Source organism: Pseudomonas sp. FP215, from assembly GCF_030687795.1.
Taxonomy (GTDB): Bacteria; Pseudomonadota; Gammaproteobacteria; order Pseudomonadales; family Pseudomonadaceae; genus Aquipseudomonas; species Aquipseudomonas salmasensis.
The window spans coordinates 5,381,529-5,402,435 of the sequence record NZ_CP117447.1; the positions used below are offsets into that span (position 1 = coordinate 5,381,529).

Below are 20,907 nucleotides of genomic sequence, written 5' to 3' on the forward strand. Positions count from 1 at the left end.
CTCTGCGTGGGAACGAGCGTGGCGGCTTAGAGTTCTACAACGACAGCCTTGGAAGCACGGGTCGCTTTAGCCCGAGCCGCTTCAATCGACTCATCCCGCGCCAGTGCCACGCCCATGCGGCGCTGGCCGTTCACTTCAGGTTTGCCAAACAGACGCAACGCTGTATCCGGCTCGCTCAGCGCGGCGCCGAGGTTAGCGAATGCGGTCTGGGTGGACTGCCCTTCCACCAGAATCACCGCCGACGCCGAAGGCCCAAACTGACGGATCAACGGGATCGGCAGGCCGAGGATGGCGCGAGCGTGCAAGGCGAACTGCGACAGGTCCTGGGAAATCAGGGTCACCAGGCCAGTGTCATGGGGGCGCGGCGACACTTCGCTGAACCACACCTGATCGCCCTTGATGAACAATTCCACACCAAACAGACCACGACCGCCCAAGGCTTCGGTTACCGCCTTGGCAACGCGCTCGGATTCCGCCAAGGCAATGGGGCTCATGGCCTGCGGCTGCCAGGATTCCTGATAATCGCCCTTATCCTGGCGATGCCCCACCGGCGCGCAGAAGGTGGTGCCGCCGATGTGGCGCACGGTCAGCAGGGTGATTTCGTAGTCGAAGTCGATAAAACCTTCGATGATCACCCGGCCCTTGCCGGCACGCCCGCCCTCTTGGGCGTAGTCCCAGGCTTTCTGCACGTCGTCGGCGCTGCGCAACAGGCTCTGGCCCTTGCCCGACGAACTCATCACCGGCTTGACCACGCACGGGAAGCCCAGGTCCTGGACGGCCTTGCTGTAGTCTTCGAAGGTGTCGGCGAAGTGATATGGCGAGGTCGGCAGGTCCAGCTCTTCGGCGGCCAGGCGACGGATGCCTTCACGGTTCATGGTCAGCGACGTGGCGCGGGCGGTGGGGATCACGGTGAAGCCTTCGGCCTCCAGCTCAACCAATGTCGCGGTGGCGATGGCTTCGATTTCCGGCACGATGAAGTGCGGCTTCTCCGCCTCGATCACCGCACGCAGCGCGGCACCGTCGAGCATGTTGATCACATGGCTACGGTGCGCCACCTGCATGGCCGGCGCGTTGGCGTAGCGATCCACGGCAATCACTTCAACGCCCAGGCGCTGCAGTTCGATTACCACTTCCTTGCCCAGCTCACCGCAGCCACACAGCAAAACGCGGGTCGCGGTTGGCGACAATGGAGTTCCGATTCGGGTCATCTCAGGTCCTCAGGGGAGCGGATCATGGGGGAGAAAGGCCGGCATTTTACATGAACTGTAAAAATTGGCCTCAGTTGGCGACGGCCCGCCGGCGGATGCGCCAGGCCATGATCAGCCAGACCACGGTGACCCCGGCGAATTTGGACACCAATGCAGTGCCCGCCACCGCCGGTGTTAGCGCGCCGATCAGGCCGAAAAAGATAAAGGTATCGAGGGGAATGCTCAGCGCCGAACTTATCCACAGGCGGTCATGCAGCGGGCGCTTGGTGATGCTGAATACCAGCCAGTCGATGCACTCGGACACTGCAAACGCCGTGGCACTGGCCAGGGCGATGGACGGGTCGGAGGTGATATAGGACAGCACCAGCGCCGCCAGCATGGCGATGATTGCGCCATGGCCGAAGCGGGTTTGCACCATGTCGCGCAGGATAAATACCAGGCCGCCCCAGGCAGACCAGATAACGTCCAGGTGTGGGGCGGTGGAGAAGGCGAAGTTGATCAGCACGACGCTGCTGATGTAGGCGATCAGGAAAAACATGGAGGATGGACCTGTGGGCAATGCCGCACAGGGTACACAATTACTAGGATGTCGTCTGGCAGGGCCTCATCGCAGGCAAGCCAGCTCCCACCTTTGAGGGTATTCACACATCAAGGGTGGGAGCTGGCTTGCCTGCGATGGCGGCTGTCAGGCGCCGGATTTCCCAGGGGTCATCCACATCATCCCACTCGCCACCGCCCGCTCATGGCACAACCCCAGCACCACCCGGCGCTCGGCGTTGTCCATGCGGCTCCAGCGCGTGATCTCATCCACATTGCGCTGGCAGCCGGTGCAGATATCGTCATCATCCAGCGCGCAAATGCTCACGCAGGGCGAGGCGACCGGTCGTTCAATTGTGCTCATTCCTGCTGCTCAGCCAGGTCACGGGCATAACGCTGCGCGTTATGCACATAGTGCGCAGCGCTGGCTTCGAGCATGCGCTTTTGCGCCTCGGTCAGCTCGCGCACCACTTTGCCCGGCGAGCCCATGACCAGCGAGCCGTCGGGGATTTCCTTGCCCTCACCGATCAGCGAATTAGCGCCGATGATGCAGTGCTTGCCGATCTTGGCGCCATTGAGGATCACTGCGTTGATGCCGATCAGGCTGTAGTCGTCGACGGTACAACCGTGCAGCATGGCGTTATGACCAATGGTCACGCCGGTGCCAAGGGTAAGCGGGTAGCCCATGTCGGTGTGCATCACGCTGCCGTCCTGCACATTGCTGTTCTTGCCGATCAGGATCAGTTCGTTATCGCCACGTAATACCGCGTTGAACCAGACGTTGGCGCCCTCCTCCAGCTTGACCTTGCCCACCAGGGTGGCATTGGGTGCCACCCAGCTGTGGGGGTGCATCTCGACGCGGGCGTCGCCCAGGCGGTACTTCATGGTTTTTCCTCACGGCTTGCCATTTAAACGATGGCTTATAGATTGATGAAGCTCTTGGGTGGCTGGTGCAGGCTGATCTTGGCATCGTCATAGAGCAGGTTGATCAGCTCGACAATCATGATTGCCGTCAGCCCCCAGATTTTGTATTCGCCGAACCGGTAGCTGGGCACATACCAACTGCGGCCCTGGTAATCAATGCGGTGGGTATGTTCGCGTGGGTCCTGTCGGAAAAAGTCCAAAGGCACGCTGAAAACGGCGGCAATCTCGGCGTCGTTGGCCAGGTATTCGACGTAATCGGGGACCACGCCCACATAGGGCGTTACGCGGATGCCGTGCAGGGAAATCAGCGGGCTCAACGGGCCAATGACTTCAACCAGCCCCGGCGGCAGGCCGATTTCCTCTTCGGCTTCGCGCAAAGCGGTAAAGATCAGGTCCGGGTCTTCGGGGTCGCGGCGCCCGCCGGGAAAGGCCACTTCGCCACCGTGGGTCGACAGCCCGCTGGCGCGCAGGGTCAGGATCAGCTCGGGTTCGTCACTGCGGGTAATCGGCACCAGCACCGCCGCCTCGGGGAAACGCCCGTCGGTTTCCAGGGTATGGGGGGTGTGATTGCTTACCCGGCGAAGTAGCTCGTCCAGCATGAGTCATCTCGGTCTGTTGGCTACCTTGCATCATGCACCAAAGCGTGCGAGCGCCCAACCCCAAAACCGCAGAGCTGTCGCTAAACGACAACTTGCAGGAACGCCCGGCACCAAGCCAAGATGTGCCCATTCTCCAGGAACCCCAGCATGAATTTCTGCAGCCAGTGCGGCAAACCGGTGACCCAACGCATTCCCGAAGGCGACGCACGCCTGCGTTATGTATGCGACCACTGCTCGACCATTCATTACCAGAACCCCAATATCGTCGCCGGTACCGTGCCGGTGTGGGGCGACCAAGTGCTGCTGTGCCGCCGCGCCATCGAGCCACGCCTGGGTTACTGGACCCTGCCCGCAGGCTTTATGGAAAATGGCGAGACCGTCGAACAGGCGGCCATGCGCGAAACCCTGGAAGAGGCCTGCGCCCGGGTGCGTAACCTGAGCATCTACACCCTGATCAATGTGCCGCACATCAGCCAGGTGCATATCTTCTACCGCGCCGAACTGATCGACCTGGATTTCGCCGCAGGCCAGGAAAGCCTGGAGGTGAGGCTGTTCGACGAAGCCGACATCCCTTGGTCCGAGCTGGCTTTCCGCACGGTCGGGCGTACCTTAGAATGCTTCTTCGCCGACCGTCGCCAACAGGCCTACCCGGTGCGCAGCGAGTCCGTGCCACCGCTGTCCAAGCCCGCCCAATAACAAGCCGGCCAATGTCGCCAAAGGGATACCGTTTCAATGCGTTGGTTGCTTGCTCTGATCTGCCTGTCGTTCGCCACGCTGTCCCCGGCCTCCACGGTGCAAACCCTTGACGGTAAAACGGTCGAGAAAGTCCTGGTCCTCAAGTCCGCCCACCAGCTGCAGCTGATCAACGACGGCAAGCCGCTCAAGACCTATCGCATTTCCCTGGGCAAGAACCCCAAGGGCCACAAGCTGATCGAAGGCGACCGCCGCACCCCCGAAGGCCTCTACTGGATCGACTGGCGCAAGACCAGCGACCGCTTCAACCTGGCCATGCACATTTCCTACCCCAACATCAGCGACGCCGCCCGCGCCCGCCGCGAAGGCGTGAAGCCGGGCAGCATGATCATGATCCACGGCACCCCCGACACCGAAGACTACCCGGAACAGTGGTTTCACACCCTGGACTGGACCGACGGCTGCATCGGCATGCGCAACGTGGATATGCGCGAAGTGTGGAACCTGGTCAAAGACGGCACCCTCATCGAGATTCGGCCGTAATCCCACGCCGTTCGTAAAATAATTCGAAAATAATTCCTGCCCCAGGCAGCGCCTGCCGGTGAATACCAGTTCACCGCGCGGGACCCTGCACTTGTGCGCGCCATAAAGACCTCTCTAATACCACTTGATGCCAAGCCCCATTAAAGCGCCCTGAAACCGGGATTCGCACCGTTTTGGTAGCATTGACATGGTATTTAAGTGGTATTAGTTTTCGGCCATTACCGGGCGACAACACTCCAATAACGCATCGGAAACCTGACAGATGAACCCCATCCTGGCCCTGCGCCCCGACGACAAGCAATCCACGCCGCTGTACCTGCAATTGGCCCGCAGCCTTGAAGCCGCGATCCATGCCGGCCAGTGGAAATCCGAACAGGCCCTGCCTTCGGAACGCGCCCTCAGCGAGCAGTTGAGCATCTCGCGAGTCACCGCCCGTAAAGCGCTGGAAGTGTTGCTGGCTCAAGGCCTGATCCGTCGCAGCCAAGGCTCCGGCACCTTCATCACGCCGCGCCTGGAACAACCCTTGTCGCGCCTGTCGGGGTTCAGCGAAATGCTGCGGCTCAAGGGGTTTGTGCCCACGTCCCAGTGGCTGGAACGCGACATCACCCCGCCAACCCACGAAGAACTGATCCGCCTGGGCCTGTCGCCCACCGACAAAGTGGCGCGCCTCAAGCGCCTGCGCAAAGCCGATGACACGGTGATGGCGATCGAAATGACCGCAATGCCGGCGTCGGTGTTGCCCCATCCCCAGGCCATCGGCAATTCGTTGTACGAATACCTGGAAAGCATCGGCAAGCCCATCGTGCGCGCCTTGCAGCATATCCAGGCGATCAATGCCTCGGACGAGTTCGCCGCACTGGTGGGCATCGCCCCCGGCACCGCCATGCTGCTGATGACCCGCGTGGGCTACACCGCCGACAACACGCCGATTGAAATCACCGACACCTACTGCCGCAACGACTACTACGACTTTGTCGCAGAGCTGCGCCGCCATGACTACTCCGCCTGAATGCGAACTTAGAGAACTGCCCATGACTGAAGACAATATCCTCACGCCCAGCGGCTGGATGCGCGGTCGCCTGGTGCATGAACACGGCAAGGTGGTCGCCATTGACGGCACGCCGTGCGACCCGGCCGACAACGACCTGCCCTACCTGCTGCCGGGCTTTATCGACCTGCATGTGCATGGCGGTGGCGGTGCCGACATCATGGAAGGTGCCAACGCCTTCGAGACCATTACCCGTACCCACGTGCGTTTTGGCACCACCTCGCTGCTGGCCACCACCATGACGGCGCCGGTGGAAGAAATCTCCCGCGTACTCGGTGAGCTCGGCACGTTCTGCGAACAGCGCCCAGCCGGCAGCGCCCGCGTACTCGGCGTGCACCTGGAAGGCCCCTACATCAATCCGGGAAAACTCGGCGCCCAACCCAACTTCGCCCACACCGCATTGATGCAGGAAGTGGAAGCCTACCTGCGCCTGGCGCCGATCCGGGTGATCACCATCGCCCCGGAAATCGCCGGCCACGACGGCCTGATCCGCGCCCTCAGCGAACGCGGCGTGCGCATGCAGATCGGCCACACCCTGGGCAGCTATGAAGAAGGCGTTGCCGCCTTGGCCGCTGGCGCCACCAGCTTCACCCATTTGTACAACGCCATGAGCCCGCTGCATCACCGCGAACCCGGCATCGTCGGCGCCGCGCTGGCCCACGCCCAGTACGCCGAGCTGATCCCGGACTTGCTGCATGTGCACCCCGGCGCCATGCGCGTGGCGTTGCGCTCGATCCCCTGTTTGTACTGCGTCACCGACTCCACCGCCGCCGCCGGCATGCCCGACGGCGAGTACAAGCTGGGCAGCCACACCGTGACCAAATGCCTGGGTGGCGTGCGCCTGGCCGACGGCACCCTGGCCGGCAGCACCCTGACCATGGATCAGGCGCTGCGCAACCTGGTGAAAATCGGCCTGCCGCTCAGTGAAGCCTCACAACGCCTGTCGCAATTTCCTGCGGACTACCTGGGCCTGGAAGAACGCGGCCGCCTGCAACCCGGCAGCTTTGCCGACTGCGTGCGCCTGGACCGCTCCCTGACACTCACCGACGTAATGGTCGAAGGAGACACCATTGACTTCAAAAATGCTTGAAGAGGCCCTGGCCTCCTGCGACGCCGTCGCGGCCCAACTGCAACGCCTGGACCCGATGCTGGAAGAAATCGCTGGCCGCCTGCGCCGCCAGCCACCGCAAGTGGCGATGACCATCGCCCGTGGCAGTTCCGACCATGCCGCCAGTTACTTCGCCTACCTGGCCATGCAGCATGTGGGCATTCCGGTGGCGTCGTTGCCGATGTCGGTGGTGACCCTGTTGCAGGCGCCGATGAAAGTCAGCGGCCAGGTGGCGTTTGGTTTCTCCCAATCGGGGCAGAGCCCGGATTTGGTCAACAGCCTGCGCCTGTTGCGCAAGCGTGGCGCCCTGAGCATCTCACTGGTCAACGCCGAAGACTCGCCGCTGGAAGCCGCCTGTGAATTCCACGTGCCGCTGTGCGCCGGGCCGGAACTCAGCGTGGCCGCCACCAAGAGTTTTATCGCCACCCTCAGCGCCAGCGCGCAGCTGATCGGCCACTGGAATCAGGAAGCCGACTTGCTGCAAGCCTGCCAGGCATTGCCGGAGGGCCTGCGTGACGCCGCCACACAGGATTGGCACACGGCCATCGACGCGCTTAAAGGTAGCCAGCGCTTGATGGTAATCGGCCGAGGCGCCGGGTTTGCCATCGCCCAGGAAGCCGCGCTCAAACTCAAGGAAACCTCGGCGATCCAGGCCGAAGCCTTCAGCAGCGCCGAAGTGCGCCACGGGCCGATGGCGCTGATCGACGAGAACTACCCCCTGCTGGTGTTCGCCCCACGCGGTGCCGAGCAGGCCGGCCTGTTGAGCCTGGCCGCCGATATGCGCCAACGCGGTGCCCGCGTGCTGCTGGCTGCGCCGGATGACATCGCCGAACGCGACCTGACCCTGAGCCGCGCCGAACACCCGAGCCTGGACCCGATCCTGGCGATCCAGAGTTTCTACGTGATGGCCGCAGGCCTGGCTGAAGCTCGGGGCATGGACCCGGACCAGCCGCGCCACCTGAGCAAAGTCACCCGCACGCACTAAAGCGGCGTTTTCCTGATGAGTACCGTGCCCATGCCCAACAACAATAATCCATTGACCCTTAGCGCCCCCTTGAGTGGGCCGGTGCTGGCCCTGAACCGCGTCCCCGACGAAGTGTTCGCCAGCGGCGCCATAGGCGACGGTCTCGCTATCGACCCGCTGAACGACTGCCTGCAGGCGCCCTGTGACGGCGTGATCATCCATGTCGCCCGCACCGGGCATGCCCTGACCCTGCGCGCCGACAACGGTGCCGAAGTGTTGATGCACATCGGCATCGACACCGTTGAACTCAATGGTGAAGGCTTTGCCTTGCTGGTGAAGGAAGGCGCACGGGTGAGCCAGGGCCAGGCGCTGGTGCAGTTTGACCTGGACCGCATTGCGCGCCAGTGCAAGAGCCTGGTGAGCCTGATCATCCTCACCAACAGCGACCGTTTTGCGCTGATGCCTCTGGCAGTGAAAAGCGTCAAGGCCGGTGAGCCGCTGATGCAACTGGCCCCCCGCTCGGGCACTGCCGTGCAGGCGGCTGTGGATAACTCCAGCGCCGAAGCCAGTGCCAGCGTGCGCATCACTCACCGTGGCGGCTTGCATGCGCGCCCTGCCGCGCTGGTGCGCAAGACGGCGCAGGGTTTCAGCAGCCAATCGCAGTTGCACAGCGGTGATAAATCGGCGCCATGCGACAGCCTGATCGGCCTGATGGGGCTGGGCATCGGCGAAGGCGACGAGGTGCGGGTGACCTGCCGTGGCACCGATTGCGAAGCCGCGTTGCAGGCATTGGTCGCCGCGCTGTCTGTGGTGGTGCACGAAGAACATCACGCTCCAGCCGTGGCCACGCCCCGCCGCGCGAATACCGAAGCCAATGTACTGCAAGGCGTGTGCGCGGCACCGGGCCTGGTGTGTGGGCCGTTGTTTCGCCTCACGGGCATCGAGCTGCCGCAAGACACCGGCAGCCATAATGTCGGCGAGCAACGGCAACAGCTGGATGCGGCCCTTGAACAAGTGCGCGGTGAAATCCGCAGCACCCTGGACCACGCTCGCCAACGCAAGAACGTCGAGGAAGAAGAGATCTTCGCCGCCCACCTCGCCCTGCTGGAAGACCCTGCATTGCTCGACGCGGCCACCGCCGCCATCGCACAGGGCAGCGCCGCCACCCACGCCTGGCGCGATGCGATCCAGGCCCAATGCGCCGTGCTGGTGGCCTTGGGCAAGCCGCTGTTCGCCGAGCGCGCCAACGACCTGCGCGACCTGCAACAACGCGTATTGCGTGCCTTGTTGGGTGAAGCCTGGCATTTCGAATTGCCGGCCGGTGCGATTGTCAGCGCCCATGAACTGACGCCCTCGGACTTGCTGCAACTGAGCACGCAAAACGCGGCGGGCATCTGCATGGCCGAAGGCGGCGCGACTTCCCATGTGGCCATTTTGGCCCGCGGCAAAGGCTTGCCCTGTGTGGTGGCGTTGGGCGATGAAGTGCTCGACGTGCCCCAAGGCCAACGGGTGGTGCTTGATGCCGCCAACGGCCGCCTGGAACTGGCCCCCAGCGAAGCGCGCCATGCCGAAGTGCACCAGATTCGCGAAACACAAAAACTGCGACGTAAAGAGCAGCAGGCCCAAGCCCAGCAGGCGGCGCAAACCAGCGATGGTGTGACCATCGAAGTGGCCGCCAATGTCGCCTCCAGCAGCGAGGCCCAACTGGCGTTTGCAAACGGCGCCGATGGCGTCGGCCTGCTGCGCACCGAATTCCTGTTTGTCGACCGTCGCACCGCGCCGGACGAGCAGGAACAACGCCAGGCTTATCAGGCCGTGCTGGATGCCATGGGCGACAAGTCGGTGATCATCCGCACCATCGATGTGGGCGGCGACAAGCAGCTGGACTACCTGCCGCTGCCCGTCGAAGCCAACCCGGTGCTGGGCCTGCGCGGCATTCGCATGGCTCAGGTGCGCCCGGAACTGCTCGACCAGCAACTGCGTGCCCTGCTGCAAGTCGCGCCGCTGGGGCGTTGTCGCATCCTGCTGCCGATGGTCAGCGAGGTGGATGAACTGCTGCAGATTCGTCAGCGCCTGGATGAGTTGTGCGTGGAGCTGGCACTGACCGAGCGCCCCGAACTGGGGGGGATGATCGAAGTGCCCGCCGCCGCGCTGATGGCCGAAAAGCTCGCCGAGCATGCGGACTTTTTGTCCATCGGCACCAATGACCTGTCCCAGTACACCCTGGCCATGGACCGCGACCACGCAGGCCTGGCCGCCCGTGTCGACGCGCTGCACCCGGCATTGTTGCGACTGATCGCCCAAACCTGTGCCGGCGCAGCCAAGCATGGGCGTTGGGTTGGTGTGTGTGGCGCCTTGGCCTCTGACCCGCTGGCCACGCCGGTACTGGTCGGCCTGGGCGTCACCGAGCTGTCGGTAAGCCCGCCGCAGATCGGAGAGATCAAGGACCGCGTTCGCCACCTGGACGCGGCGCAATGCCGGCAACTGAGCCAGGAGCTGCTCAACCTGAGCAGCGCCAAGGCCGTTCGCCAAGCCTGTCAACACCACTGGCCGCTGAGCTGAAAACAACAAGAATAGGGAGACACGCCATGTACCAACACTTTATCGAAGGCCTGCAACGCCTGGGCCGTGCCTTGATGCTGCCGATCGCGATCCTGCCGATTGCCGGCCTGTTGCTGCGCCTGGGCGACACCGACTTGCTCAACATTGCGGTGATGCACGATGCCGGGCAGGCAATCTTCGCCAACCTGGCGCTGATCTTCGCCATCGGCATTGCCGTGGGGTTTGCCCGCGACAACAACGGCACCGCAGGCCTGGCCGGGGCGATTGGTTACCTGGTGATGATCTCCACGCTCAAGGTGATGGACACCACCATCAACATGGGCATGCTCGCCGGTATCGCCAGCGGCCTGATGGCCGGTGGGCTGTACAACCGCTTCAAGGACATCAAGTTGCCGGAGTACCTGGCGTTCTTCGGTGGGCGACGGTTTGTGCCGATTGTCACCGGCTTCAGCGCGGTGGGCCTGGGCGTGATCTTCGGCCTGATCTGGCCGCCGATCCAGCACGGCATCAACAGCTTCGGCGTGCTGCTGATGGAAAGCGGCAGCCTGGGCGCGTTCGTGTTTGGCGTGTTCAACCGCCTGCTGATCGTCACCGGCTTGCACCACATCCTCAACAACATGGCCTGGTTCGTGTTCGGCAGCTTTACCGATCCAGTCACCGGCGCGGTGGTCACCGGTGACTTGACCCGCTACTTTGCCGGCGACCCCAAAGGCGGCCAGTTCATGACCGGCATGTTCCCGGTGATGCTGTTCGGCCTGCCCGCCGCGTGCCTGGCGATGTACCGCAATGCGTTGCCTGAGCGGCGCAAAGTGATGGGCGGGATCTTCCTGTCGATGGCGCTGACCTCGTTCCTCACCGGGGTGACCGAGCCGATTGAATTTGCCTTTATGTTCCTGGCGCCATTTCTGTACCTGATCCACGCGCTGCTCACCGGCCTGTCGATGGCGGTCACCGACCTGCTGAATATCCACCTGGGCTTTACCTTCTCCGGCGGGTTTATCGACATGGTGCTGGGCTGGGGCAAGTCCACCAATGGCTGGCTGGTGGTGCCGGTGGGCCTGGCCTACGCGGTGATCTACTACACGGTGTTCAGCTACTGCATCCGCCGTTTCAACCTGAAGACACCGGGCCGTGAAGACATCCAGGTGGTGCAGGCTGAAGCGATGAGCGATAACCAGCGGGCGACGGCTTATATCCAGGCGTTGGGTGGGGCTGAGAACTTGCTGAGTGTGGGTGCTTGTACCACGCGGCTGCGCTTGGACATGGTGGATCGCAACAAGGCGGTGGATGCGCAGCTCAAAGCGCTGGGCGCCATGGCTGTGGTGCGGCCGGGCAATGGCGGGAGCTTGCAGGTGGTGGTCGGGCCGATGGCCGATAGCATTGCCGATGAAATTCGTTTGGCGATGCCGGGGTTTGTCGCCGTAACGCCTGTAGCGGTTGCACCTGTGGATAAGCCGGTGACGGTGAGCGTGCAGGAGGCTGAGAAGTGGCTGAGTGCCTTGGGTGGCCGGGGGAATGTGCGCCATCTGGAAGCGGTAGCAATGACCCGGTTGCGGGTGGAGTTGGGGGATGATTCGCGGCTGTCTGAGGCTCAGCTCACTGCGCTGGGCTGCCAGGGTGTGAGTCAGCTTGAGAGCGGTGTTTGGCACCTGTTGATGGGTGACAAGGCGTCCGGGTTGGGTGAGGCGTTGGAGCGGTTGGTGACTCGCCCGATCAATGCCTGACGGCGCTAGGGTGACGCAGAGCGTCACGGGATGCGTTCCCACGCAGAGCGTGGGAACGATCAACCAAGCGTCTTAAGTAACCGTGATCACCCATGGTTCCGAGCTATCTTGTGTATCTCTATTAACGGCCACGAACTCGTATTTCTTGGCATCCAAATTGTCCACAGTAACTTCGAAGGGGGTACCAGCCGTGGCTTGCGCACTCTCTAAGACCTGCCCTTGCGGGCCATCTTTGATATCAACAAGCCCAGAAACAGAGACACGACCGGTAAAGGTCAAAGTTCTACGAGGCGTACTGCCGCCGCTTGGAATCTCTTCGTCACCTGCCGTTTTAACGCTGGTAATAGAAACAACCATGGTCATTCTCCATCTGCGTAAGTGAGGAGCCAGTGAGCCATTATTGGCGAACAGGGGTAACTGTTAGAAATAACAGTTTCGACGAGCGGTTCGGGCCACTTTAGTGGTTGGGCGAGGCGTTGGAGCGGTTGGTCATTGGCGTTGAGGTCGGTGCCAGGCTCTAGAGATGTTGTGGCTATTCTGGCCTATTCGCGAGCAAGCCCGCTCCCACATTTGACCGCGTTGCCAAGTCAGGCACCGATCAAAATGTGGGAGCGGGCTTGCTCGCGAATGGGTTTTAACTGGCGCCGGAAGGTTTAAGCTCGGGCACTTCGTTCAAGTCCAACACCCGATCCACCATGAGCTGAATACCCTCCAGCATCCGGCAAATCGCCAAGACAACATCACGCTGCGCGCCAGCGACTTCAAACGCCAGCTGGCTGGTTAGCGCCTGCAGCGAAGCGATGTCCTGCGAGGTATTGGCGAGCAAGGTTTCGCTATCGATACTGCGTCGTACGCTGAATAACTGATCGGAAGGGGGATTGGGACTGTCTTTGATCATGGTAATGCTCCTCAAAAAATGGGAACTACCAACATCACTTGCAGATGATGGGTGGCAGCTGTGTGCGGGCCTGCAAGACCAAGGAAGGAGCATCCCGGGTAGACCCAAAGGTCTCCCGCACACAGCCACCATAAAGCGATGACCATGAAAAGCGCCACGATTATAGCGGCGCTTATGAGCTCCAACATAATTTCGGCGGGCTTGCAGTCCCGGTCGCTGAATTGGCAGCGACTGACGAAGGTTAGTGGTACCCGTTCTGAGGGACAACCTGAAAGGCTTGTCGGAAAGTTCTGAGGCGCCTGCACAGGCGCCATCGCAGGCAAGCCAGCTCCCACAGTGGGGTGATGCATGACAGAACAACACGTTCAAACTGTGGGAGCCGGGCTTGCCCGCGATGAGCATAGGTATCTACACAACTCTGTAGCGCCCCAACGGTAACCACGATGCGAAGCGAGCCGCTCTTGATCTTGATCTGCTTGTGATCTTGATCTCAGGCGCCCCGTTAAACCACGCTGGCCGAACGCAGGCTTGAATTCGTGGGTAACCCGGCAGGACGCCGGGTTAGCCGCCCCGCGCCATGGATGGCGCGTGGCGGCGGCCCACGGATTCAAGCCTGTGTTCGGGCACACCGAGCCTAAGCGAGGTGCCGAGTGGTGGGGCAAGAGCGTTTTGCTTACTTTTGCGCTTTTCAAAAGTGAGCCGCTGTCAGAGCGGAACCCTAGGTGGCCGTTACCTAAATAACGGATATGTACTCAATCTAATCCCACATCCCTGTCGGCTGTCAGGCCGCCTTCGCGAGCAAGCCCGCTCCCACAGTTTGATCGCGGGGCGTCAGGTAGATAAGCATCGGCTGTCCGGTCGCCACGGGAGCAAGCTCCCTCGCCACAGGTTCGGCGCAATACCCGAAGTTGTGTAGATACCTATGCCGCGATGAGGCCCTTGCAGACAACAAAAAACCCGCCGGCCAAACTGGCCCAGCGGGTTTCTTGTTTCACACACTTGTCATTTGACGTCCGCCTAGGCAGACGCTGCGCGTTGCTGCGCTTCGTAATGGCGGGTCTGAAAAGGCATCAAGGCCTGAACCTTCAAACCCAGTCCCTCACTCACCCCCCAAGACATTGCCAGCTCGTCACGGCGACTGCGCAACGCAACAGCGCCTTGTGGTTTCACGTATTGCCTGGAAGCTGAAAACAGTTCAAGCGCCTTCAACGCTTCCTTTACCCGATTATCTGTCGCGCACGAAAAGCGCGTGAATCGCTCAAGCAAATAACCCGCGCGACGAAGCTCCAACTCACTGGAGTGTTCCTCCATGAACGCCCTCACCTCGCCCACAAGATTCGTATCCGAATACCACACAGCCTTCGCTGCACTGACCAGGGCAGCATCATCAGCCTGGTTCAAAGGGCTTTTGACCAGTGTGTCCAAGGCGGACGAGAGGACTGGACCGTTAAAAGGCTTCGCCATCCGCAGCCTCCAAATAATGAACCGACAGCGACCGAAGAAGGCTATTGAGACAGGTTCCGAGGGACAACCTGAAAGGCTTGTCAGAAAAGTCTGAGGTGCCTGCACCACCGCCATCGCAGGCAAGCCAGCTCCCACAGTGGGTTGATGCATGACAGGACAACACGTTCAAACTGTGGGAGCCGGGCTTGCCCGCGATGAGGCCCTCACAGACAACAAAAAACCCGCTGACCAAACTGGCCCAGCGGGTTTCTTGTTTATGCAGCCAGCCGATCAAAAATCCGCCAACTGCCACACCTCATACGCCGGTGTCTCATACGGGTGACTGAGTTTCAAAGCAGCCACGACAGGCGCAATCAACTCATCCGCCACCACCAGCTCAACCTTCCACTCTTCAACCACTTCAACCTGGCCCACCTGCCCGATAAACGGCTGGCTGCCGTCCAACGCGCGGAATTGGCCCTGGCCCAGCACTTGCCAGGCGCAGCTGTCGTAGTCGCCGATGCGCCCGCCGCCAGCGGTGAAGACGGCGGTTTTCACCGCCTCCACATGGCTGTCGGGTACGAAGAAGGCGAGCTTGTACACGGCCTTAGTTCACCCACACGCGGGCGTTGCGGAACATGCGCATCCAGGCGCCGTCTTCGTTCCACTCTTCCGGGCGCCACGAGTTTTGCACGGCGCGGAATACGCGCTCCGGGTGCGGCATCATGATGGTCACGCGGCCGTCGCGGCTGGTAAGGCCGGTGATCCCGCGTGGCGAGCCGTTCGGGTTGGCCGGGTAGCTTTCGGTGACCTTGCCGTGGTTATCGACAAAGCGCAGGGCCACAGTGCCGGACAGGTCGGCTTCAAGCAACGCTTCTTCGCTGCTGAATTCGGCGTGGCCTTCACCGTGGGCGATGGCGATTGGCATGCGCGAACCGGCCATGCCCTGCAGGAAGATCGAGTTGGATTCCTGCACCTGCACCATGGCAACACGGGCTTCGAACTGCTCGGAACGGTTGCGCACAAAGTGCGGCCAGAACTCACTGCCCGGGATCAGTTCGCTGAGGTTGGACATCATCTGGCAACCGTTGCACACACCCAGGGTGAAGCTGTCGTTGCGTTCGAAGAAGCCCTGGAACGCATCGCGGGCACGGCTGTTGAACAGGGCCGACTTGGCCCAGCCTTCACCGGCACCCAGTACGTCGCCGTAGGAGAAACCACCGCAGGCCACCAGGCCTTTGAACTCGTTGAGGTCCACACGACCGGCGAGGATATCGCTCATGTGCACGTCGATCGCATTGAAGCCGGCGCGGTCGAACGCGGCCGCCATTTCCACCTGGCCGTTGACGCCCTGCTCACGCAGTACGGCAACCTGTGGGCGGATGCCTTTTTTGATGTAAGGCGCGGCGATGTCCTGGTTGACGTCGAAGCTGAGCATGGTGCTCAGGCCCGGGTTGTCTTCTTCCAGGATCACGTCAAATTCCTGCTCGGCGCAGTCGGCGTTATCACGCAGACGTTGGATCTGGTAGCTGGTCTCGGCCCACTGGCGTTGCAGCAAGCGGCGCTGACCGGTAAAGACCGTGTCGCCGTTGAACGAGATATTGACTTCGCCGTTGTTGATCGGCTGACCAATCACCGCCACACACTCGGCCAGGCCAGCGGCGCTGAACTGCGCGAGTACGTCTGGGGTAGCGTCCTGGCGCACCTGGATCACCGCACCCAACTCTTCGTTGAACAGGATGCCGTTGATTTCGGCAGCATCCTCGGCAACGCTGTCGAGCACGATGTTCAAGCCGCAGTGACCGGCAAAGGCCATTTCGACAACGCTGGTCAGCAAACCACCGTCGGAACGGTCGTGGTAAGCCAGCAGGTGGCCGTCGGCGTTCAGGCCCTGGATCACAGCGAAGAAGGCTTTGAGGTCTTCGGCGTCATCGACGTCCGGGGCCTGCTTGCCGAGCTTGCCATGGGTTTGCGCCAGGATCGAGGCGCCCATGCGGTTCTGGCCACGGCCCAGGTCGATCAGGATCAGGTCGGTGGTGCCCTTGTCCATGCGCAGTTGCGGGGTGAGGGTCTGGCGGATGTCGGTGACCGGCGCAAAGCCGGTAACGATCAGCGACAGCGGCGAGGTGACGCTCTTGTCGGTGCCGTCTTCGTTCCAACGGGTGGCCATGGACATGGAGTCCTTGCCCACCGGAATGGTGATACCCAGCTCCGGGCACAGCTCCATGCCCACGGCTTTGACCGTGTCGTACAGGCGCGCATCTTCACCCGGATGGCCGGCAGCGGACATCCAGTTGGCCGACAGTTTGATGTCGGACAGCTTGCCGATGCGCGAGGCGGCGATGTTGGTGAGGGTTTCACCAATGGCCATGCGGCCCGACGCCGGAGCGTCCAGCAGGGCCAGCGGTGTGCGCTCGCCCATGGCCATGGCTTCACCGGTGTATACGTCGAAGCTGGTGGCGGTGACGGCAACGTCGGCCACCGGCACCTGCCATGGACCGACCATTTGGTCACGGGCAACCAGGCCGGTGATGGTGCGGTCGCCGATGGTGATCAAAAAGCTCTTGCTCGCCACGGCCGGATGGTGCAGCACGCGTTCGATGCTGTTGGCCAGGTCCAGTGTGCTTGGGTCGAAGTCATCGCCCAGTTCGCTTTCACGTACCGCCGAACGGTGCATGCGCGGGGCCTTGCCCAGCAGCACTTCGAGCGGCATGTCCACCGGGCTATTGCCGAAGTGGCTGTCGGTGACGGTCAGCTGCGGCTCGGCAGTGGCTTCGCCGACCACGGCAAACGGGCAACGCTCGCGCTCGCAGATGGCCTGGAAGCGTGCGAAGTCTTCAGGGCCGACGGCCAGTACGTAGCGTTCCTGGGATTCGTTGCTCCAGATTTCGTGCGGGGCCATGCCCGGCTCGTCGTTTGGAATGTTGCGCAGTTCGAAACGGCCACCACGGTCGCCATCGTTGACCAGTTCCGGGAAGGCGTTGGACAAACCACCGGCGCCGACGTCATGGATGAAGCTGATCGGGTTCTTGTCACCCAACTGCCAGCAACGGTCGATGACTTCCTGGCAGCGGCGCTCCATCTCAGGGTTTTCGCGCTGTACGGAAGCAAAGTCCAGGTCTGCCGAGCTGGTGCCGGTGGCCATGGAAGAAGCCGCACCGCCGCCCAGGCCGATCAACATCGCCGGGCCGCCGAGCACGATCAGCTTGGAGCCGACCAGAATCTCGCCTTTCTTGACGTGTTCTTCACGGATGTTGCCCATGCCGCCGGCCAACATGATCGGCTTGTGGTAACCGCGCACTTCATCGCCACGCGGGGTGGTGATGGACTGCTCGAAGGTCCGGAAGTAGCCGGTGAGCGCCGGGCGCCCGAATTCGTTATTGAACGCGGCGCCGCCCAGCGGGCCTTCGATCATGATGTCCAGCGCGGTGACGATGCGCTCAGGCTTGCCGTACGGCACTTCCCACGGCTGTTCGAAGCCCGGGATCTGCAGGTTGGACACGGTGAAACCGGTGAGGCCCGCCTTCGGCTTGGCACCACGACCGGTGGCACCTTCATCGCGGATTTCGCCACCGGAACCGGTAGCAGCGCCCGGGAACGGGGCAATCGCGGTCGGGTGGTTGTGGGTTTCAACCTTCATAAGGATGTGCACCGGCTCCTGCACCGCGCCGTACTGGCGGGTTTCAGGGTCGGGGAAGAAACGGCCGGCGACGGAGCCGACGATCACCGAGGCGTTGTCCTTATAAGCCGACAGAACGCCTTCGCTGTGCATCACGTAGGTGTTCTTGATCATGCCGAACAGGCTTTTTTCCTGGCTTTGGCCGTCGATGTCCCAACTGGCGTTGAAGATCTTGTGGCGGCAGTGCTCGGAGTTGGCCTGGGCGAACATCATCAGTTCGATGTCGTGGGGGTTGCGCTTCAAGCCGGTGAAGGCGTTGACCAGGTAGTCGATCTCGTCTTCGGCCAGGGCCAGGCCCAGCTCGGTGTTGGCCTTCTCGAGGGCGGCGCGGCCACCGCCGAGTACGTCAATGGCGGTGAGCGGCTTGGGTTCGGCGTGGCTGAACAGGCCGGCAGCCTGTTCCAGCTGGCTGACGATGATCTGGGTCATGCGGTCGTGCAGGCTGCTGGCGATCAGCTCGGCCTCGGCGTCGCTGAACTGGCCAGCCACGTAGAAGGCGATCCCACGTTCCAGGCGCTGGATTTTATCCAGGCCGCAGTTGCGGGCGATGTCGCTGGCCTTGCTCGACCAGGGCGAGATGGTGCCGAACCGCGGCAGAACCAGGAACAAGCGGCCAGTCGGCTCTTGAACGGGAACGCTTGGGCCGTACTTCAGAAGGCGTGCCAGCACTTGCTGTTCGTCGGCGGTCAAGACGCCGGTTACGTCGGCGAAGTGAGCAAATTCAGCGTACAGGCCTGTAACAGCTGGAACCTTCTGGCTCAGTTGCTCAAGGAGTTTGCTGTGGCGAAAGGCAGAAAGGGCAGGAGCGCCGCGCAGGATCAACATCTTCGGGACAGCCTCGGGAAGGGGTGTGCTTTGAGGCCGTGCATTCTAGCGTAAACCTTCGCCAACGGCACCCGAAACGCTACCGGTGGCCGCCGCCGAACGTCAGTTGGCACGCTTTGCCTGCGATCAGGGCGTTATCCAGGGCATTGGGCGCAGTTATTTTAACCGTCACAAACGCTCGCCAACCCCCGTTTCTGCGGGCTGCAGCACAGTTTTGCGCTGGCTAGCAGACAAGTGCGCCGCTGTCGAGATATGGCGCCGTGAGCCGTTTGCGTATACTGCGCAGATGTTCTTCCCAACTGTTTCGCGCCTGCGATGCGTCAAATGGCTCATCGCCACCTTGCTCTTCCTGATGCTCAGTGCCTGTGTTGATAAACCCAGCACACTGGAGCGAATCAAGGAGGATGGCGTATTGCGGGTGGTCACTCGCAACAGTCCCGCCACGTATTTCCAGGATCGCAACGGTGAAACCGGCTTCGAATACGAACTGGTCAAACGCTTTGCCGACGACCTGGGGGTGAAGCTGGAAATCGAGACAGCCGACAACCTTGACGACCTGTTCAACCAGCTGAGCAAACCCAACGGCCCGGTACTCGCCGCCGCCGGCCTGGTGAGCAGCGATCAGCGCCAGCAGCAAGTGCGCTTTTCCCACCCGTACCTTGAAGTCACCCCACAGATCATCTACCGCAACGGCCAATCGCGCCCCACCAACGCCGCCGACCTGGTGGGCAAAAAGATCATGGTGCTCAAGGGCAGCACCCACGCCGAGCAACTGGCAGCGCTGAAAAAACAGAACCCGGCGATTGAATACGAAGAATCCGACGCCGTTGAGGTGGTGGATTTGCTGCGCATGGTCGACGAAGGGCAAATCGACCTGACCCTGGTGGACTCCAACGAAGTGGCCATGAACCAGGTGTACTTCCCCAACGTGCGCGTGGCCTTCGACCTTGGCAATGCCAGCAACCAGAGCTGGGCAGTGGCGGCCGGTGAAGACAACAGCCTGCTCAACGAGATCAACAGTTACCTGGACAAGGTCGAGAAGAACGGCACCCTGCAGCGTCTGAAGGACCGCTACTACGGACACGTCGATGTCCTCGGCTATGTCGGCGCCTACACCTTTGCCCAGCACCTGCAACAACGCCTGCCCAAGTACGAAAAGCACTTTCGCGCCTATGCCAAGGCCGAGAAAGTCGATTGGCGGTTGTTGGCAGCCATTGGTTATCAGGAATCGCTGTGGCAACCCACGGTCACGTCCAAGACCGGCGTGCGCGGCCTGATGATGCTGACCCAGAACACCGCCCAAGCGATGGGCGTGTCCAACCGCCTGGACCCCAAGCAGAGCATCATGGGCGGCGCCAAGTACCTGGCGCGGATCAAGGATGAGCTGGACGACAAGATCGCCGAACCCGACCGCACCTGGTTCGCCCTCGCCGCCTATAACGTGGGCACCGGCCACTTGGACGACGCGCGCATCCTGGCGAAAAAAGAAGGCCTGAACCCGAACAAGTGGCTGGACGTGAAGAAGATGCTGCCACGCCTGTCGCAGAAGCAGTGGTACAGCAAGACCCGCTACGGCTACGCCCGCGGCGGCGAGCCGGTGCATTTTGTGGCGAACATCCGGCGTTACTACGACATCCTCACCTGGGTAACCCAGCCGCAGCTGGAAGGTAACCAGGTGGTGGAAGGCAACCTGCATGTGCCGGGTGTGGACAAGACCAAGCCTGCGCAAGACACCCCACAGTTATAAAAACACCACATACCTCATGTGGGAGCGGGCTTGCTCGCGAAGGCGGTGGATCAGTCAATACATGTGCTGACTGACACACCGCCTTCGCGAGCAAGCCCGCTCCCACATTTGGATCTTCACTTGGCTTAGAGGCCGGTGAGCAGGTGGACCGCACCGCCCGGCAGTACCATCACGGCGGGTATACCCGCCGCCTTCAACGCAGACTCATCCAACCGCTGCCCCTCCTTCAACTGCACCCGCACCCGCGTGAGTGCCACGCGCTGCTGTGACGTGACGTTGCCCTCCCCGCCCAATGCACTCAGCACCTCGGCCGACAACAGGCTGGGTGTCGGCGTGGTAACCGTCTCGGCCACCAGATCAGGCGTCAGGGCTTTCCAGAACGCCCGCTGCAATTTCTCGAACATG

The 20,907-nt window shown here is 61.9% G+C and carries 19 protein-coding genes; 8 read left to right on the forward strand and 11 right to left on the reverse strand.

Features of this window, described 5'->3' with window-relative positions:
- Window positions 1-26 precede the first annotated feature (26 nt).
- The 5 genes from purT to PSH76_RS24385 all read right to left on the reverse strand — a co-directional run bounded on the left by purT (window position 27) and on the right by PSH76_RS24385 (window position 3,268).
- Entirely contained in the window at window positions 27-1,208 is a 1,182-nt protein-coding gene (gene purT / locus PSH76_RS24365; protein WP_305493036.1) for a formate-dependent phosphoribosylglycinamide formyltransferase, read from the reverse strand.
- A 70-nt stretch (window positions 1,209-1,278) separates the two neighbouring features.
- Window positions 1,279-1,746, reverse strand: coding sequence for a preQ0 transporter (locus PSH76_RS24370; protein WP_003193971.1), 468 nt, complete (start codon window positions 1,744-1,746; stop codon window positions 1,279-1,281).
- 147 nt (window positions 1,747-1,893) lie between these two features.
- The gene (locus PSH76_RS24375; RefSeq protein ID WP_003193973.1) at window positions 1,894-2,109 is read right to left on the reverse strand and encodes a DUF1289 domain-containing protein; all 216 of its coding nucleotides are present in this window, start codon (window positions 2,107-2,109) and stop codon (window positions 1,894-1,896) included.
- Window positions 2,106-2,630 (reverse strand): gamma carbonic anhydrase family protein, encoded by a 525-nt coding sequence (locus tag PSH76_RS24380; protein WP_003193974.1) that lies wholly within the window; start codon window positions 2,628-2,630, stop codon window positions 2,106-2,108. Before PSH76_RS24380 ends, PSH76_RS24375 begins: the two co-directional genes overlap by 4 nt.
- Window positions 2,631-2,665: 35 nt before the next feature.
- Entirely contained in the window at window positions 2,666-3,268 is a 603-nt protein-coding gene (locus PSH76_RS24385; RefSeq protein WP_003193975.1) for a CoA pyrophosphatase, read from the reverse strand.
- A 147-nt stretch (window positions 3,269-3,415) separates the two neighbouring features.
- On the opposite strand from PSH76_RS24385, the gene PSH76_RS24390 reads away from it, so the two are divergent.
- The 7 genes from PSH76_RS24390 (at window position 3,416) to nagE (ending at window position 11,910) form a co-directional block, all read left to right on the forward strand.
- Window positions 3,416-3,964 carry an NUDIX hydrolase gene (locus tag PSH76_RS24390; protein WP_003193976.1) on the forward strand — a complete coding sequence of 183 codons (549 nt, stop codon included), beginning with the start codon at window positions 3,416-3,418 and terminating at the stop codon, window positions 3,962-3,964.
- A gap of 36 nt (window positions 3,965-4,000) precedes the next feature.
- Complete coding sequence (locus PSH76_RS24395; RefSeq protein WP_098950461.1) at window positions 4,001-4,504, forward strand: murein L,D-transpeptidase family protein; 504 nt, start codon at window positions 4,001-4,003, stop codon at window positions 4,502-4,504.
- A 262-nt stretch (window positions 4,505-4,766) separates the two neighbouring features.
- Window positions 4,767-5,513, forward strand: coding sequence for a GntR family transcriptional regulator (locus tag PSH76_RS24400; protein ID WP_032895423.1), 747 nt, complete (start codon window positions 4,767-4,769; stop codon window positions 5,511-5,513).
- Window positions 5,514-5,535: 22 nt separating this feature from the next.
- A complete protein-coding gene (gene nagA / locus PSH76_RS24405) occupies window positions 5,536-6,642 on the forward strand; it encodes an N-acetylglucosamine-6-phosphate deacetylase (protein ID WP_305493037.1) in 1,107 nt (368 codons plus the stop codon).
- Complete coding sequence (locus tag PSH76_RS24410) at window positions 6,623-7,645, forward strand: SIS domain-containing protein (RefSeq protein ID WP_098950460.1); 1,023 nt, start codon at window positions 6,623-6,625, stop codon at window positions 7,643-7,645. Before nagA ends, PSH76_RS24410 begins: the two co-directional genes overlap by 20 nt.
- 30 nt (window positions 7,646-7,675) lie before the next feature.
- Window positions 7,676-10,186 (forward strand): phosphoenolpyruvate--protein phosphotransferase, encoded by a 2,511-nt coding sequence (ptsP, locus tag PSH76_RS24415; RefSeq protein WP_305494490.1) that lies wholly within the window; start codon window positions 7,676-7,678, stop codon window positions 10,184-10,186.
- Between the two features lie 26 nt (window positions 10,187-10,212).
- Window positions 10,213-11,910: an N-acetylglucosamine-specific PTS transporter subunit IIBC gene (nagE, locus tag PSH76_RS24420; protein ID WP_098950458.1), complete on the forward strand. Its 1,698-nt coding sequence runs from the start codon at window positions 10,213-10,215 to the stop codon at window positions 11,908-11,910.
- 72 nt (window positions 11,911-11,982) lie between these two features.
- On the opposite strand, the gene PSH76_RS24425 is transcribed toward nagE, so the two are convergent.
- The 5 genes from PSH76_RS24425 to purL form a co-directional block, all read right to left on the reverse strand.
- Entirely contained in the window at window positions 11,983-12,267 is a 285-nt protein-coding gene (locus PSH76_RS24425) for a hypothetical protein (protein ID WP_032895418.1), read from the reverse strand.
- A gap of 277 nt (window positions 12,268-12,544) precedes the next feature.
- Window positions 12,545-12,808, reverse strand: coding sequence for a DUF6124 family protein (locus tag PSH76_RS24430; protein WP_032895417.1), 264 nt, complete (start codon window positions 12,806-12,808; stop codon window positions 12,545-12,547).
- Between the two features lie 1,017 nt (window positions 12,809-13,825).
- Window positions 13,826-14,272 (reverse strand): hypothetical protein, encoded by a 447-nt coding sequence (locus PSH76_RS24435; RefSeq protein ID WP_305493038.1) that lies wholly within the window; start codon window positions 14,270-14,272, stop codon window positions 13,826-13,828.
- 270 nt (window positions 14,273-14,542) lie between these two features.
- Window positions 14,543-14,854: an NGG1p interacting factor NIF3 gene (locus PSH76_RS24440; protein WP_305493039.1), complete on the reverse strand. Its 312-nt coding sequence runs from the start codon at window positions 14,852-14,854 to the stop codon at window positions 14,543-14,545.
- Window positions 14,855-14,858: 4 nt separating this feature from the next.
- The gene (gene purL / locus PSH76_RS24445; RefSeq protein ID WP_072447211.1) at window positions 14,859-18,755 is read right to left on the reverse strand and encodes a phosphoribosylformylglycinamidine synthase; all 3,897 of its coding nucleotides are present in this window, start codon (window positions 18,753-18,755) and stop codon (window positions 14,859-14,861) included.
- A 286-nt stretch (window positions 18,756-19,041) separates the two neighbouring features.
- Between purL and mltF the strand changes: the two genes are divergently transcribed.
- The gene (mltF, locus tag PSH76_RS24450) at window positions 19,042-20,502 is read left to right on the forward strand and encodes a membrane-bound lytic murein transglycosylase MltF (protein ID WP_003193988.1); all 1,461 of its coding nucleotides are present in this window, start codon (window positions 19,042-19,044) and stop codon (window positions 20,500-20,502) included.
- Between the two features lie 125 nt (window positions 20,503-20,627).
- Here the strand turns inward: mltF and PSH76_RS24455 are convergent, their stop codons facing one another.
- Window positions 20,628-20,906 (reverse strand): PTS transporter subunit EIIB, encoded by a 279-nt coding sequence (locus tag PSH76_RS24455; RefSeq protein ID WP_278917843.1) that lies wholly within the window; start codon window positions 20,904-20,906, stop codon window positions 20,628-20,630.
- Window position 20,907: the final 1 nt, after the last annotated feature.